Source organism: Muriicola sp., assembly GCF_049669965.1.
In the GTDB taxonomy this organism is placed as follows: Bacteria; Bacteroidota; Bacteroidia; order Flavobacteriales; family Flavobacteriaceae; genus Muriicola.
Map to the genome: position 1 here is coordinate 29,680 of NZ_JBATLB010000020.1, position 14,843 is coordinate 44,522.

A 14,843-nucleotide genomic window follows, 5' to 3' on the forward strand; every position below is an offset into this window, starting at 1 on the left:
GGATTTCGCTGTACTATATCGATACTTAGTCTTTAAATTCTTTTAATACCGCTTGGTTAGGTAATTGGTCATAACCCATATTATAGAAAGTAAATGCAAAAATATCTGCATACTGTTCAATAGTTTTACTGATGGGTGTTCCCGCGCCATGGCCTGCATTTGTTTCAATGCGTATAAGAGCAGGATTCTTGCCAGAGTGTTTCTCCTGTAGCGTTGCTGCAAATTTAAAACTATGGGCCGGTACCACCCGGTCATCATGATCTGCAGTAGTTACCAGGGTAGCCGGGTAAGACACCCCTTCTTTAATGGCATGGACCGGAGAATAGGTTTTTAAGTAATCGAACATTTCTGGGCTGTCTTCAGACGTACCATAGTCGTACGACCACCCTGCCCCTGCGGTAAAGGTATGATACCTCAGCATATCCATCACTCCCACAGCCGGGAGGGCAACTTTCATAAGATCTGGTCGTTGAGTCATAGTTGCCCCTACTAACAATCCTCCGTTAGACCCACCACGAATGGCCAGATATTCGGGAGAGGTATATTTTTCTGCGGTTAAATATTCCGCGGCTGCAATAAAATCGTCAAAAACATTTTGTTTTTGTAATTGGGTTCCTGCATCATGCCATTTTTTGCCGTATTCGCCTCCACCTCTCAGGTTGGGAACTGCATAGACTCCGCCTTGTTCCATCCAAATGGCGTTCACGATACTGAAGGAAGGGGTTAAGCTTATATTAAATCCGCCATACCCATATAAAATGGTTGGGTTCTTTCCATTGAGCTCCAGGCCTTTCTTATACGTAATGATCATAGGCACTTTGGTACCATCCTTAGAAGAATAAAACACCTGTTTGGATTCGTAGGTATTTGGATCAAAATCAATCTCAGGCTTCCAGTAACTGCCGTATTCACCCGTTTTTGGATCTAGTTGATATATGGAACTTGGCGTATTGTAATTCGTAAAGGAGAAATAAAGTTTTTTAGCATCCAGCTTTCCTCCAAAACTTCCTGCGCTACCAATTCCGGGTAATTTAACTTCGCGAACAAGTTTCCCGTCGTAGTCGTATTGCATTACTTTGGAGATGGCGTCTACCATATATTCTGCAAAAATAAATCCCCCGCCAGTACTTGTGTTTAGCACATTCTCTGTTTCAGGGATTAGGTCCTTCCAATTTTCAGGACCTGGTTTCAAAGCATTAACGGTTACCACTCTATTATTGGGAGCGTTTCTGTTGGTTTGTATATATAGGGTAGCCTCTTTATTGTCTATGACATAACTATCAGAGTCTGTATCACTGAGCACGGTAATAAAAAGTCCGTTAGGATCAGTAAGGTCTCGTATTAACATCTTATTGCCAGAGGTTGAGGTACCGGGATATAAGATCAGATAACGTTCATCTTCGGTAACACTGGCCGAAATATACCTGTGTTTTTCAGCCATGGTCCCCCCGTATATTAACTCGTCCATGTCCTGATCCTGTCCCAGGGCGTGATAATATACTTTGTGTTGATCCGTTTTTGCAGAAAGTTCGCTGCCTTTGGGCTTATCATAACTGGAGTAGTAAAACCCTTCGTTCCCCTTCCATGCAATACCACTAAATTTAATGTCGGTTAGGGTATCTTCGATCGCAGTCATTGTTTCTACATTCAGTACAATGGCTTTTCTCCAATCACTTCCACCTTCGGAGATAAGGTAGGTAGCTAAGGATCCATCCTTGCTAAAACTCAAACCCGCAAGAGAGGTGGTGCCATCTTCAGAAAAGGTATTTGGATTAAGGAAAATTTCTTCGTCCCCACCATCTTTTTTTCGGTAGACCACGCTCTGATTTTGTAACCCATCATTTTTGTAATAATAGGTATAGGATCCTTCCTTAAAGGGGGCACTGACTTTTTCGTAGTCCCATAATTTTTCCATTCGCTTTTTCAGATCTTCCCTGAACGGAATTTGCTCTAAATAGCCAAAGGTTACTTTGTTCTGCTCGGCAACCCAATTTTCAGTTTCAGGGCTACGGTCGTCTTCCATCCATCGGTATGGATCAGCGACTTCTACACCGAAATAAGTATCTACGGTATCTACTTTTTCAGTTACAGGATAATTCACGGTCAAAGGTTCTGAGGTTGATTCGTTTTTACAGGCAATTAAGGCAATACCTGCGGAAAGCACAAAGGCAATTTTTTTCATAAACAAGGGCTTATAAGTGGCCTTAAAAATACCTTAAAATCTTCAGGATAAGAAAGATGGTTTGTCTTTTTTTACAGAGTTTTAAACTGGCTGAGGCACAAGTTTTTCGCTAAGCAGGTACTCAGCTATTTGAATGGCATTAGTGGCGGCACCTTTTCTAAGGTTATCTGCTACGATCCACATGTTGAGCGTATTGGGCTGTGATTCATCCCGTCGTATCCTGCCCACAAAAACATCATCCTTGTCATGTGCATACAGGGGCATTGGGTAGGTGTTGGTATGCGGATTGTCTTGCACCACAACCCCTGGGGTGTCTCTTAAAAGCTTGCGAATATCATTGAGGGTATACTCTTTACTGAAGCTAACGTTTACTGATTCAGAATGCCCACCGGCAGTTGGGATACGCACGGCGGTGGCGGTTATTGCAAAACTGCTATCACCAAGGATCTTTTGGGGCTCCATCGCCAATTTCATTTCCTCTTTGGTATACCCATTATCCAGGAATACGTCACAATGTGGCAGGGCATTCCTGTGAATGGGATAGGGATAGGCCATTTCTGCCTGGGTGCCTGCCATTTCATTTTCCATTTGTTTTACGGCCTTTATTCCAGTGCCGCTTACCGACTGGTAGGTAGATACCACTACTCGCTTCATATGGTAGGCCTTGTGAAGAGGCGCCAGCACCATCACTAATTGAATGGTGGAGCAATTGGGATTTGCAATGATCTTATCGTCCTGGGTAAGCACATGAGCATTGATCTCGGGCACGACTAATTTGATCTTGGGGTTCATTCGCCAGGCCGATGAATTATCGATCACTGTAGTTCCCACCTCAGCAAATCTTGGGGCCCATTCCAAAGAAGTGTCTCCTCCGGCCGAAAATATGGCTATGTCTGGTTTAGCCGCCACGGCTTCTTGTAACCCAATTACCGTGTAGGGTCTGTCTTTGTAATGGAGTATTTTACCTTTCGATTTTTCGGAGGCAACTACTAAAAGTTCTGAAATAGGGAAATTCCTTTCCGCCAATACTTTGAGCATTACCTCGCCTACCATGCCTGTAGCACCAACTACTGCTAATTTCATATAACTACTTTTATAGGGCCAAAGGTAATTGAATGAGCAAGATGCCACAAACTCTGCCATGAGTTTTATAAAAATATAACATATTGTTGTTTTTGTAACAAAAAGAACCCCTTGTTTAGTTTAGCACCAAACAAGGGGTTTATAGTAGTAAATAGTGTAGCGGTTTCCCTGCAGGAACAGGTATCTACTTTTTATTTCTTTTTTAAAAGATCTCTTATCTCTGCCAAAAGGTCTTCCTGAGAAGGCCCTGCCGGTGCCGGAGGTGCCGGAGGTGTCTTCGTTTTATTGTACGCTTTGATGATCACAAATAACACGAATCCTACAATGATAAGATTCACAATAGTATTGATCCAGGCACCATAGCGAATGGCATTTTCTGCAATGGCTCCTGCTTCTCCTGCTACCCCCGATGCTTCGGTAAGCACATATTTTAGATTCGCAAAGTCGACCCCACCAGAAAATTCACCGACAATGGGCATAATGATGTCATTTACAAATCCATTGACCACCTGCCCAACGGCCCCGGCTAAAATAACGGCAACAGCAAATTCTATGACGTTGCCGGTCATAATGAAATTTTTAAATTCTTTAAACATTGTTTGTTTGTTTTAATTAGTTAATGATTGTTTGTTTAGGCCGCAAGATAGGTTTTTTTAACATTCCTAAGTATGTAGTAATGAACTTATTGGCTTTATTTATAAACACGTTTAACACGAGATGAGATTCCTGTTATAAGTTCATACGAGATGGTATGGGCATAGGCTGCGAAGGCTTCGGCCGACTGCCCTTTTCCAAAAACAATTACTTCATCTCCTTCCTTACAATCTATACCGCTTATATCTATCATAAGCATGTCCATACAAACATTGCCGATAATAGGTGCTTTTTTCCCTTGTATAATTACCCAGGCCCTGCCATTTCCATATTGCCTTCCAATACCGTCTGCATGGCCCAGGGGAAGGGTAGCAGTGGTTCTGTATCCCTCAGAGCGATAGGCCCGGTTATAACCTACGGACTCATTGGGTTCAATGGTATGAATTTGCGAAATAATGGTTTTTAAAGACACTACCGGTTTTAGTAAGGGGTCTATTATGGGATCGTTGCCATAGCCATAAAGGCCAATCCCACTTCTTACCATATCCCACTGTGCTTCGGGGTAATTCAGGATTCCTGAAGTGTTCAACAGATGTTTAATTTCAACAAGGCCCAATGCAGATTCGACTTTCTTTACGATCTTTTTAAAGCCTTCGATCTGACCCCGGGTAAAAACCTTTTCCGCCGCATCTTCGGAGGCGGCTAAATGTGAAAATATCCCTTTGATCTTTAATACCTCCGACCCTTTAAGTTCTTTTGCAATATGCGCTACATCATTCTCCCAAAACCCCAGTCTGTTCAATCCGGTATTAAACTTCAGATGTACAGGATATTCTTTCTGGCCCGCATTCAACGCAGCTTGGTGAAAGCTTCTCAATACTCTGGCACTGTAGATGCTCGGTTCAAGACAATGTTCCATAAGCAAGTCAAAATTAGCCAACTGAGGATGCAAAACAAGAATGGGCAATTTGATACCTGCTTTTCGCAGGTAAACACCTTCTGAAACATAGGCAACGGCAAGAGCATCGACTTTTAAGGATTCTAATCTCTTCGCAATGATCAGCGGATCGCTTCCATACCCGAAAGCTTTTACAATTCCCATAAACTTAGTGGTGGGGCTGAGTTTAGCTCGTAGGAAGTGATAATTATGCTCCAGTGCACCAAGATCTATTTCTAAAACGGTCTCGCTCAACTTAGTCATTGAAATGATTTAGTACTGGCAAGCTCCAACTAACAACTATGAGATTCATTCTTATGGTTTGAAGGGAAATTATTTCTTTGGTGCTCTTTTTTGCTTTTTAGATCCCGGTATTTGCACTATTTCTGCTGCCTTCACGTCCATCATATTTACTTTTTCCCTCAACATCGCCTTGTAGAATGCAGCTCTGCTCAGGGGCTCGTATTCTTCTGTTTCTCCTAAAAGGACAAGATTGTCATTGTCGGACTTACGAAAACTGTAGTTTGCCAAATTCCCGGTGCGCGTGCAAACCGCATGCACCTTGGTCACATATTCGGCTGTTGCCATTAAAGCAGGCATAGGGCCAAATGGGTTGCCTTTAAAATCCATATCGAGACCTGCTACCACCACCCTGATCCCTTTGTTGGCAAGATCATTACATACAGTGACGATCTCATCATCAAAGAACTGTGCTTCATCTATCCCTACCACATCACAGTCGTCTGCCAATAGCCTGATATTGGCTGCTGCAGGCACCGGAGTAGACCTGATCTCGTTCTCATCGTGAGATACCACACGTTCGTCATGGTATCTTGTATCCACGATGGGTTTAAAGATCTCTACTTTTTGTTTTGCAAACTGGGCGCGTTTTAATCTTCGGATAAGCTCCTCTGTTTTCCCTGAAAACATGGACCCGCTGATCACTTCTATCCACCCAAATTGTTCCTTATGATTAACAGTATTTTCGAGAAACATTTTGTAATTTTAGACGAAATATGTCTATTCCTCCGTTAGAATTATAGATGTATAAAAGTATTAAAAAAGATAGACCTTTACAGGGCAGAAAAATAAAAAGAAATGAAGCGTAAATTGAAAGAGGAATTAGTGAAGTTGTCTACGGAGATTATTACCTCCCATGACATGGGTGATATTTCTGAATTGTACGAAGCCGCAAAGAATTTGTATGAGAGGTTGGCCGTATTAAAATTTATTGAGGAGAAATTGAACGATGTTGAAATAGATGTTTCCAAGAATGTGATCGCTGCAAAGTTTGAAAAAATGGCCAGCGCCGTGATGGATGGCAATAAAACGGTCCCGGAAAGTAACCCACATGACGAGGATATTATGACTCCGGGGATAGATACCATTAAACACATGGTCTCTGAAATGCCTAAGGATGCTCATATTGAACAATTATTTGCAGAATTTGTGGCAAAGACCGAAGTCCTAAAAAATGACATGAATGATGTAACTCCAGATAAGGAGTCACTTTCAAAAAATACCAAGAGCAGGTCTTTGAATGACACACACACTGCTAATAAAATGGCTGTAGGATTGAATGACCGGCTGGCTTTTGTGAAGCATTTGTTTAATGACAGCACTGAAGAATTTAACCGGGTCCTTTCACAATTGAATACAATAGAAAGTCAGGAACGTTCCCTGGCCTTCATAGAAAACATGGTTAAACCGGAGTACAACAACTGGCAGGGGAAAGAGGAGTACGCTTCTCGTTTTATGGCCTTGGTAGAACGGCGGTTTTCATAAGTTGAAGAAACATTAGAAACGTATTGGCCGAAAGTTGAGGATCTAGCTTTCGGCTTCTTATTTTTAACATACATCAAATTCGTTCATGGGAACACTATATCTGGTACCCACCCCAATTGGGAATTTGGAAGACATAACCCTTAGGGCTATTAAAGTTCTACAAGAGGCAGATCTGATCCTGGCAGAGGATACGCGAACCAGCGGAAAGCTATTAAAACATTATGAGATAGGCACTCCCATGCAGTCGCATCATATGCACAACGAACATAAGATATTGGACAAGCTATTGGAGAGACTCAAGGGAGGAGATACTATTGCCCTGATCTCCGATGCCGGGACCCCCGCTATTTCGGACCCTGGATTCTTGCTTACCCGCGCTTGCGTTGAGGCGGGAATTTCGGTTGAATGTCTCCCCGGTGCTACAGCCCTTATCCCTGCTTTGGTGAACAGTGGCCTGCCGGCAGACCGTTTCGTTTTTGAAGGCTTTCTCCCATTAAAGAAGGGAAGGCAAACTAAATTAGAGCAGTTGGCAACCGAAACACGTACCATGATTTTCTATGAATCGCCCCACAAATTGCTAAAGACCCTGGAACAGTTTACAAGCTATTTTGGCCCAGAAAGACCGGCATCAGTTTCCAGAGAACTAACCAAGTTGTACGAAGAAACTATCCGTGGATCTTTATCCGAAGTGCTCGCTTATTACACAACCCATCCGGTAAAGGGAGAGTTTGTTTTGGTAGTCGCAGGCAAGAAATAGTTTCCTGAGTGTCATTAAAAGTTGTATTTTTTCCCAATGATCACCCCATGGCTAATTGCTTTATTTACCGTCATAGTAGTCTTCTTTCTGGATCGCTGGGAAAATAAACATATTAAATCGCTATTCGACTGGGTCCCTGCCATTTTACTGGCCTATATAATTCCCGCTATTATTTCTCAGCTGGCAAATGTGGATTATTCCCAGGCCCCCATCCATGATTTTAGCAGGGATTATTTTATCCCCCTGGCGATCGTTGCAGTGATGAGCAGCTTGTCATTAGGACAACTAAGGGCCATAGGATGGAAGCCGATAGTACTTTTTGTAAGCGGCTCGGTATTTATTGCTCTTTTCCCTTTTGTGCTGGCCATGAGTTTTCAGGAAACCGAATTTATTTCAGAAACCCTGGTCACAGAAGGTTATTGGAGAGGGGTACCACCTATAGTAGGTAGCTGGATAGGCGGTAGTACAAGTCAGTTGGTCCTTAAAGAATTAGTGAACTGCCCCGAAGATATTTTTCTTTCGGTCTTGGTGATGGATAATATACTCGTGAATATTTGGACCATCCTTATGTTCCAAAGCATAAAAGGGAGTAACAAGATGAACAAGTTGTTCAGGATCACAGACCTTGGGATCCCCGAGAGTTTGAGGTTTAGCAGCGGCAAAACCTTACCTTCCTGGCTTGTGGTACTGGTGCTGATAGCATCGGTCTTACTGATGAATCAACTCCTGGATAGTTTTATAGCCAAGGTTATTCTTCTTTCGCTGATCGGATTGGCGATCAGCAATGTTTGGCCGCAATGGAATTTTAAATACGCTTTAAAGTTCGGGGCTATCCTTATCCTGATTGTGATGGCCATTCTCGGGCTTAAACTACAATTCGAAACCCTCGGATTTAATACGTACTTTTTACTGTTCCTGATAATTTGGCTGCTAGGGCATTTTATTTTTATGATGGGTATTGCCAAGGTATTGAACATCAATATGGCCTGGGTACCTATTGCCAGTATGGCCAATGTTGGGGGGATTGCTACGGCACCGGCAGTTACGGCAGCTTATGAAAAGAAATGGATGCCACACGCGGTAGTATTGGCAATTTTAAGCATGGCTACCGGGACTTTTTGGGGGATGTTAACAATCTATTTATTGGAACACTTTTTATTGGGTTAAATTAGATCTCACTAAAGGTGTTTCCCTTTTTCCCACCCGTGTTTTCCCAGGTATTGCTCCCCACTTTCAACCGCCCCCTTTTCAATAGAGGTGCCCATGGAATCGTTCCATCGATTCAGATAGCCAAAAAGTGAGATCACCCCCAGCATTTCGACGATCTCACCTTCATTCCAATAATTGTACAAGGCCACTTTTGTTTTTTCATCTACCATATTGGGAACCTGGGAGGCGGCTAACGAAAAATCCAGGGCTGCCCGTTCTGCCTCTGAAAAAGCAGGATGTGTTCTGTATTCCCAAATATTTTCTAGTTGTTCCTGTTCCGCTCCGTAGCGTTCCGCGGCGCGGATGGCGTGTGCCTGGCAGTACCTGCAGCCAGTGGCATTGCTACTTACCCAGGCGATCATTCTCTTTAGGGCCGAAGTAACCCGACCTTTATTTTCCATAACGGCCTTGTTTAAATTTATAAATGCCTTGGAGATGGCAGGTCTGTGTTGCATGGTAAGAATAGAATTAGGACAGAAGCCCAGTGTTTCATTAAAAAAAGCAGCTAATTCTCGAGTTTCAGCATCGTGATCGGGAGAAAGTGGATTGACCAGTGGCATAGGATTATTTTTGTAGTTATTGTTGTAATTTTGAGTCACAAGAAACAAAAAAAAAGTATGACAAATCATATCATTACCAATTGGATGGGTAATATGGCCTTTGAGAGTAATAATCCTTCCGGCCATAAGTTCATAATGGATGCAGGAGCAGAAGATGGAGGTGAAGGAAAGGGCTTTAGGCCAAAGGCATTGATGTTATCTTCTTTGGCAGGCTGTTCTGGCTTGGATGTAGCCTCCCTGATCAAGAAAATGAAATTAGAGGTCGATAAATTTCATATAGAAACCATTGCAAATCTCACTGAAGAGCACCCTAAATTCTATGATGAGGTAAAAGTAGAATATCATTTTTACGGATCTAACCTGGATGAGAAGAAACTACAACGGGCGGTAGATCTGTCTGTTGAAAAATACTGCGGTGTTATGGAGATGTTTCGGAAGTTTGCCAGGGTCACTACGCAGACCATTTTCCATAAATCCTGATCTTTTGTCCCAGGGAATAGTTACAATTTTTTAGTATTGCACACCTTCCTGCACAAATAATGCATCTTATACCGTTACCTTATGAGTCTCAATGAAATTTCAGAGATGCGATGGACGCTTAGACCAAAACCCGAAGCAGTTGCGATCAAGGAATTAAGTGAGGCATTGAAAGTGAGCTCATTGGTAGCTACGCTTTTGCTTCAAAGGGGCATTAGCACCTATGAGGAAGCACTTCATTTTTTCAGACCACAACTTAAAGACCTCCATAATCCTTTTCTGATGAAGGACATGGACAAGGCCGTTGAGCGTATTGAACGTGCCATAAAGGAAGAAGAACATATTTTGATATACGGAGATTATGACGTGGACGGTACCACCGCAGTGGCGCTGCTATCTTCGTATCTACTGGCTTCCTATCCAAGGGTTGCAACCTATATCCCCGATCGGTATGCCGAGGGGTATGGAATCTCCTTTACCGGGATAGATTTTGCTGATGATAATGACATAGACCTTATCATTGCCCTGGATTGCGGGATTAAAGCGCTAGACCAGGTTTCCTATGCCACCAAAAAAGGAATCGATTTTATTATATGTGATCATCACAGGCCGGGCGAACATTTACCACAGGCAGAGGCTGTGCTAGACCCAAAACGGGAAGACTGCTCCTATCCGTATGATGAATTGTGTGGTTGCGGGATTGGGTTTAAATTAATTCAGGCCATAGAGTTGCGCAAGGGAGGATCCATAGACGATCTGGTTCCATACCTGGATCTGGTGGCCACGGCGATCGCCGCAGACATTGTTCCAATGACCGGGGAGAACAGAATTCTGGCACATTATGGCCTGCAGGTAATTAATTCGGCCCCCCGTCCGGGTTTCAGGGCCATTCTAAAGGCCCTTAAAAAAACTAATCTTACCATTACGGATGTTGTTTTTGTTATTGCACCGCGAATAAATGCGGCAGGTAGAATGGAGCATGGACGTTATGCCGTTGCACTATTAACAGAGACCAATCTCCAGCAGGCCGAGGAAATGGCCAAAGAGATTGAAACCTTTAATTCGGATCGTCGTGGTTTAGATCAGGAGATCACCGAAGAAGCTTTAGTGCAGATTCAGGAGAATAAAGAAGAAGAGAGATTTACCTCTGTAGTTTATAAGGAATCATGGCATAAAGGGGTTATAGGGATTGTAGCTTCTCGCTTAACGGAGACCTATTACAGGCCTACGCTGGTGTTTACCAAAAGTGGAGATAAATTGGCAGCCTCTGCAAGGTCTGTAAAGGGATTTGATGTGTATAATGCACTGGAATTATGCCAGGAGCACCTTGAACAATTTGGGGGTCATAAATATGCGGCTGGTTTAACACTTATCGAAGAACAATACGGGGATTTTAAGGCTCAGTTCGAAAAGGTGGTGGCAAGCACTATAGACCCTATGCTGCTCACTCCAGAGATCAACATAGATGCCGAAATAAAACTATCCGAGATCACACCTAAACTGATGCGCATCATCAATCAGTTTGCACCTTTTGGCCCCGGGAACATGAAGCCCGTATTTTTATCGCACCATCTGCAAGACAGCGGATATGCCAAAGGTGTTGGGGAGGGGAACAAGCATTTAAAATTGTCGGTAATACAACGCACTCCAAAACCCATAGGAGCTATCGGGTTTGGCCTTGGGGATAAATTACCCCTGGCAGAGAACAAGAGAGAGTTCAGTGCTGTCTATACCCTTGAGGAAAATGTGTGGAATGGCATGGTGCATTTACAATTGAAACTGAAAGATCTTAGGGCCTCCTAAGGGTTATAATGTTCCAGCCTAAAATCAGCGCCATCTAGCACACCATAGGTGTAATGACTTATCCAGTCGCCCAGATTGAAATAGACCGAATCTTCTTGTAAGGGTATTTCCAAAGGCAGATGGCGGTGTCCAAAAACAAAGTAGTCATAATGGTCCTGAGATAATTTTCGTTTGGCATATTGAACAAGCCATTCATTTTCCTCTCCCAGGAATTCACGGTCTTCTTCCCCGGAAATCAATTTATTTTTTACTGAAAAGTATTGGGCCAGGCGCACGCCCCAATCCGGGTGCAGCCAACGAAAGAACCATTTGGCAAGTGGGTTCGTGAATACCTTTTTCATCCTCTTATAGCCTTTATCATTTGGTCCCAGTCCATCCCCGTGGCCAATAAAAAGTCGTTTTGAGTTTATTTCGAATTGTTCCGGCTGATGAAATACGGGGATTCCCAGTTCTTCCTCAAAATAGCCGTTCATCCACAGATCGTGGTTGCCGTTAAAAAAATAAACGGGAATACCACTATCCGTAATTTCTGCCAGGGTACCCAAGGTGCGTACAAATCCTTTAGGGACCACGGTTTTGTATTCAAACCAGAAATCAAATAGGTCACCTAGTAAAAAGATTGCGGCGGCATCTTTTTTTACATGCTTTAGCCAGGAGACAAAAATGCGCTCTCTTTCGGCACTTTCTTCTCTGGTAGGAGCCCCCAAATGATTATCGCTGGCAAAATAGATCTTCTTTCCTGGAGGTACGAGAATTTGCTTCATTTGAGTGTAAAGATAGGAAAAACGGCTAGGGGTTTATGCATTGTCTTCCGCGAACCATTCGGCATAGGCTGTCTCGGTCTCCCGAAGTTTCAGGGAGTGAAGCTTAAGGTTTTTAGGGAGTCGGGCTTTTATCTTGGCAGCAAAATGCAGTACCATATTTTCACTGGTGGGTTGATAATCGGCCAGAATAACTTGATGTCCTCTTTTTTCCAGCTCTTCTGCCAACTCCAGATGCGGGGTGTTCTTGTTAAAGACGGTAGCGTGATCAAAGACATCAACTACTTCTTCTTTGACTATTTTTTTAAGATCTCCGAAATCGATCACCATGCCAAGTTTTACGGCATTTTTTTCTGACACGGGTGTTCCAATGACTGTTACGGCCAGTTTGTAACTGTGTCCATGGACATTTTTACATTTCCCATCGTAACCATAAAGGGCATGGCCCGTTTCAAAACTAAACTCCTTGGTTACTCGTATCTTATTCATTTGTGAGATGCTTAAAAGACAAAGGTAGGAATTCTTTAAAAGGAAGCCCCTATTTAATTACCCTGGCCCGTGTATCTCTTAAGAAGGGGCAGATGGTTTCTTCGGTTTTTTCAAACCAAAGAGGGGTCTAATAAGTTTCCACCTTCTGATACAAAGTTCATAGAGTATCCACGAGCCGCCAAAGGTGGCTGTAATAAGAACAAGCGATTTTGGCAGTAGTCCCCAGGATAGGTTCATAATATAATAGCCCGTTATGACCGTAATAGTTTGATGGAGTATATAAAAAGGATACACGGCCTCATTCGCATAGGACAAGGACCTACTGGGCCTGTTCAGGTATTGTGCAGCATAGCCAAAGAGTGCCAGGATCCATGACCAAAGATTAAAGACTTTCAAAAAGGCTTCCACAAAATGCTCCCATACCGAGTCTTCAAAGGTCAATATCAAACTAAGGAATAGGGTGAATCCTGTGATTCCGCAAATAAGATAGAATTTGCGATGTTCCGTTACGGTATTCCAGAACTGTTCTCTTACAGAGATCAGCAAAAAGCCAAAGAAGAATAGGCTGCTAAAATTTACAATTGCAAACCAGTCATTTACAAGCGCATGTGTAACGTTAAAAAATGGCTCCAGCAGAGACTCGAAAAGAAATAATGGGAGCAGGAACCAGAAAAGTCCGTATTTGTTCTCAGCCTTCTTTTGTATCCATAATAGAAATTTGTTTCCCGGATGTTTCCGGAGATAAAGAAACAGAGGAAGAAGGACCAATGAAAATAGTAACAGATACGGTAAGAACCACAAGTGATGCCAACTTAAATTACCTTCTGGATATACCCCAACAAATGCCCGGGAAGGCCAAAAGTCAAAATAAGATCCAAGAAATTCTCCATTGGCGATCCGTTCAATATATACCTGAGGGGGAACAATTAATAGCATACCCACTACCAACGGTAAGAATAATCTTGTAATTCGCTCCATACTGAATTGCCAGGCTGTTCTCTTGTTTAAGGCATAATAGGTGCCCATTCCAGAGATCACAAAAAGGATGGGGAGTCGCCACTGATTTAGAAATAACATGGGGTAGCGTAGCCATGAGTATTCCACATTGTTTTTAATATGCCAACCCCATGGAACAAAGAACATTCCCACATGGTAAAAAATGAGTAATCCAAAAACAAGTACCCGTAACCAATCCAGATCGTATCGTCGCATATCTTTAAGTTTTACTCAAAGTTATTGTGAAAAATTCCTGATTTTAAATGGATGTGTTGAATAGCAAGGATTTGTGGCGAATGACAAGGAGAAAGTTATTTTTGCAATCTGGATTCTAATTTGGGGATCATGTTCCTGGAGACCGGGATAGTATTACTGCTGTGTTGCAGCGTAAGCTGATATCCCTGAGCGTTCCCTTTAACATGCTCAAGAAAGGAAAGATTTACAATATACGAACGATGCGTGCGTACGATCTGGCCTATAGTACTTACTTGCTGTTCAAATTCTTTTATGGTGATCCTCTTTAATAGTTGGAGGAGATCATTGCCAGTATACATGTATAGTATCAGGTAGTTTCCTTCCGCTTTAGCATATAGAAATTGGTCTACTTCGAGATCAAACCTGTCCATTTTAACTTGCGTTTCTATAGGAACAATTCCAATTTGATTAGAGGCTTTAAATACCCGTCGCGAGTGTTCAAGAAAATTTGCTTCTTTAATATAGCGCGCATTTAGCCTATTGAAATTAACGGAGACAATTAGGCCCACCAGAAGAATACCCACCAAAAATGTATTGCTCACTTCTTCCCGCAAATAGCCCCATGACCAATTGTTAGGGTTGTCGAAAATAAGGTCTCTGATAAGAAATTGGCCTATACCAATAAGCAGCAGAAAGACGCTTAGAAAAACCAGTTCTTTTCCTATGGTCCAATGCTCATCCAGGGAAGGTGAAAAATGGATATATGGGTACATAAGAAGTAGAATCAGCATGGGCATGAGTGAATGCAATACACAGATCCAGAAATAATCCATTTTGTGTTCAGCCGAATTTACATTGAAGGGGAGAAAGAAGTAGTTAAAAAATAAAGCTAAGAAAAAGATGATAAGACCAAAATACAGAAGTGACCTTCCTCTAAAATAAAAGGGATAGGGGGTTTGTAAGAACTTTTTAATGGACGAGAACACGGCCATGTTGTTAGTCTTGGTTAAAATGT

At 42.5% G+C, this 14,843-nt stretch carries 15 protein-coding genes; 5 read left to right on the plus strand and 10 right to left on the minus strand.

Going from position 1 to position 14,843, the window contains the following annotated elements; translation table 11 throughout:
- Positions 1-25: 25 nt before the first annotated feature.
- The 5 genes from WBM49_RS00990 to WBM49_RS01010 all read right to left on the minus strand — a co-directional run bounded on the left by WBM49_RS00990 (position 26) and on the right by WBM49_RS01010 (position 5,792).
- Positions 26-2,182: a prolyl oligopeptidase family serine peptidase gene (locus tag WBM49_RS00990; RefSeq protein WP_424370193.1), complete on the minus strand. Its 2,157-nt coding sequence runs from the start codon at positions 2,180-2,182 to the stop codon at positions 26-28.
- Positions 2,183-2,263: 81 nt separating this feature from the next.
- Positions 2,264-3,265 carry an aspartate-semialdehyde dehydrogenase gene (locus WBM49_RS00995; RefSeq protein ID WP_424370194.1) on the minus strand — a complete coding sequence of 334 codons (1,002 nt, stop codon included), beginning with the start codon at positions 3,263-3,265 and terminating at the stop codon, positions 2,264-2,266.
- Positions 3,266-3,456: 191 nt separating this feature from the next.
- A complete protein-coding gene (mscL, locus tag WBM49_RS01000; RefSeq protein ID WP_424370195.1) occupies positions 3,457-3,861 on the minus strand; it encodes a large conductance mechanosensitive channel protein MscL in 405 nt (134 codons plus the stop codon).
- A gap of 95 nt (positions 3,862-3,956) precedes the next feature.
- Complete coding sequence (alr, locus tag WBM49_RS01005) at positions 3,957-5,060, minus strand: alanine racemase (RefSeq protein ID WP_424370196.1); 1,104 nt, start codon at positions 5,058-5,060, stop codon at positions 3,957-3,959.
- 69 nt (positions 5,061-5,129) lie between these two features.
- The gene (locus tag WBM49_RS01010; RefSeq protein WP_424370197.1) at positions 5,130-5,792 is read right to left on the minus strand and encodes a thymidine kinase; all 663 of its coding nucleotides are present in this window, start codon (positions 5,790-5,792) and stop codon (positions 5,130-5,132) included.
- Positions 5,793-5,894: 102 nt separating this feature from the next.
- On the opposite strand from WBM49_RS01010, the gene WBM49_RS01015 reads away from it, so the two are divergent.
- The 3 genes from WBM49_RS01015 to WBM49_RS01025 all read left to right on the plus strand — a co-directional run bounded on the left by WBM49_RS01015 (position 5,895) and on the right by WBM49_RS01025 (position 8,505).
- Positions 5,895-6,581 (plus strand): hypothetical protein, encoded by a 687-nt coding sequence (locus tag WBM49_RS01015; RefSeq protein ID WP_424370198.1) that lies wholly within the window; start codon positions 5,895-5,897, stop codon positions 6,579-6,581.
- A gap of 85 nt (positions 6,582-6,666) precedes the next feature.
- Entirely contained in the window at positions 6,667-7,338 is a 672-nt protein-coding gene (gene rsmI / locus WBM49_RS01020) for a 16S rRNA (cytidine(1402)-2'-O)-methyltransferase (protein ID WP_424370199.1), read from the plus strand.
- 36 nt (positions 7,339-7,374) lie between these two features.
- Positions 7,375-8,505 (plus strand): DUF819 family protein, encoded by a 1,131-nt coding sequence (locus WBM49_RS01025; protein WP_424370200.1) that lies wholly within the window; start codon positions 7,375-7,377, stop codon positions 8,503-8,505.
- A gap of 11 nt (positions 8,506-8,516) precedes the next feature.
- Here the strand turns inward: WBM49_RS01025 and WBM49_RS01030 are convergent, their stop codons facing one another.
- The gene (locus WBM49_RS01030; RefSeq protein ID WP_424370201.1) at positions 8,517-9,107 is read right to left on the minus strand and encodes a carboxymuconolactone decarboxylase family protein; all 591 of its coding nucleotides are present in this window, start codon (positions 9,105-9,107) and stop codon (positions 8,517-8,519) included.
- Between the two features lie 57 nt (positions 9,108-9,164).
- Between WBM49_RS01030 and WBM49_RS01035 the strand changes: the two genes are divergently transcribed.
- Together WBM49_RS01035 and recJ are read left to right on the plus strand one after the other, a co-directional pair.
- Complete coding sequence (locus WBM49_RS01035) at positions 9,165-9,587, plus strand: OsmC family protein (RefSeq protein ID WP_424370202.1); 423 nt, start codon at positions 9,165-9,167, stop codon at positions 9,585-9,587.
- A 105-nt stretch (positions 9,588-9,692) separates the two neighbouring features.
- A complete protein-coding gene (gene recJ / locus WBM49_RS01040) occupies positions 9,693-11,387 on the plus strand; it encodes a single-stranded-DNA-specific exonuclease RecJ (protein WP_424370224.1) in 1,695 nt (564 codons plus the stop codon).
- Here recJ and WBM49_RS01045 read toward each other — a convergent pair.
- The 4 genes from WBM49_RS01045 to WBM49_RS01060 form a co-directional block, all read right to left on the minus strand.
- Positions 11,384-12,151, minus strand: a complete 768-nt coding sequence (locus tag WBM49_RS01045; protein ID WP_424370203.1) for a UDP-2,3-diacylglucosamine diphosphatase — start codon at positions 12,149-12,151, stop codon at positions 11,384-11,386. The genes recJ and WBM49_RS01045 overlap by 4 nt on opposite strands.
- 33 nt (positions 12,152-12,184) lie before the next feature.
- Entirely contained in the window at positions 12,185-12,637 is a 453-nt protein-coding gene (locus tag WBM49_RS01050) for a 6-pyruvoyl trahydropterin synthase family protein (RefSeq protein ID WP_424370204.1), read from the minus strand.
- A gap of 78 nt (positions 12,638-12,715) precedes the next feature.
- Positions 12,716-13,849: an acyltransferase family protein gene (locus WBM49_RS01055; protein ID WP_424370205.1), complete on the minus strand. Its 1,134-nt coding sequence runs from the start codon at positions 13,847-13,849 to the stop codon at positions 12,716-12,718.
- Positions 13,850-13,944: 95 nt separating this feature from the next.
- A complete protein-coding gene (locus WBM49_RS01060; protein WP_424370206.1) occupies positions 13,945-14,820 on the minus strand; it encodes a LytTR family transcriptional regulator DNA-binding domain-containing protein in 876 nt (291 codons plus the stop codon).
- Positions 14,821-14,843 lie beyond the last annotated feature (23 nt).

Bases quoted from the DNA above. Each gene is read 5' to 3' on its own strand.
- WBM49_RS01025 (WP_424370200.1), top strand. From the start codon at position 7,375: ATGATCACCCCATGGCTAATTGCTTTATTTACCGTCATAGTAGTCTTC.
- WBM49_RS01010 (WP_424370197.1), bottom strand. From the start codon at position 5,792: ATGTTTCTCGAAAATACTGTTAATCATAAGGAACAATTTGGGTGGATA.
- WBM49_RS01035 (WP_424370202.1), top strand. From the start codon at position 9,165: ATGACAAATCATATCATTACCAATTGGATGGGTAATATGGCCTTTGAG.
- WBM49_RS00990 (WP_424370193.1), bottom strand. From the start codon at position 2,182: ATGAAAAAAATTGCCTTTGTGCTTTCCGCAGGTATTGCCTTAATTGCC.
- WBM49_RS00995 (WP_424370194.1), bottom strand. From the start codon at position 3,265: ATGAAATTAGCAGTAGTTGGTGCTACAGGCATGGTAGGCGAGGTAATG.
- WBM49_RS01050 (WP_424370204.1), bottom strand. From the start codon at position 12,637: ATGAATAAGATACGAGTAACCAAGGAGTTTAGTTTTGAAACGGGCCAT.
- WBM49_RS01055 (WP_424370205.1), bottom strand. From the start codon at position 13,849: ATGCGACGATACGATCTGGATTGGTTACGGGTACTTGTTTTTGGATTA.
- WBM49_RS01045 (WP_424370203.1), bottom strand. From the start codon at position 12,151: ATGAAGCAAATTCTCGTACCTCCAGGAAAGAAGATCTATTTTGCCAGC.
- mscL (WP_424370195.1), bottom strand. From the start codon at position 3,861: ATGTTTAAAGAATTTAAAAATTTCATTATGACCGGCAACGTCATAGAA.
- alr (WP_424370196.1), bottom strand. From the start codon at position 5,060: ATGACTAAGTTGAGCGAGACCGTTTTAGAAATAGATCTTGGTGCACTG.
- WBM49_RS01015 (WP_424370198.1), top strand. From the start codon at position 5,895: ATGAAGCGTAAATTGAAAGAGGAATTAGTGAAGTTGTCTACGGAGATT.
- recJ (WP_424370224.1), top strand. From the start codon at position 9,693: ATGCGATGGACGCTTAGACCAAAACCCGAAGCAGTTGCGATCAAGGAA.
- WBM49_RS01030 (WP_424370201.1), bottom strand. From the start codon at position 9,107: ATGCCACTGGTCAATCCACTTTCTCCCGATCACGATGCTGAAACTCGA.
- WBM49_RS01060 (WP_424370206.1), bottom strand. From the start codon at position 14,820: ATGGCCGTGTTCTCGTCCATTAAAAAGTTCTTACAAACCCCCTATCCC.
- rsmI (WP_424370199.1), top strand. From the start codon at position 6,667: ATGGGAACACTATATCTGGTACCCACCCCAATTGGGAATTTGGAAGAC.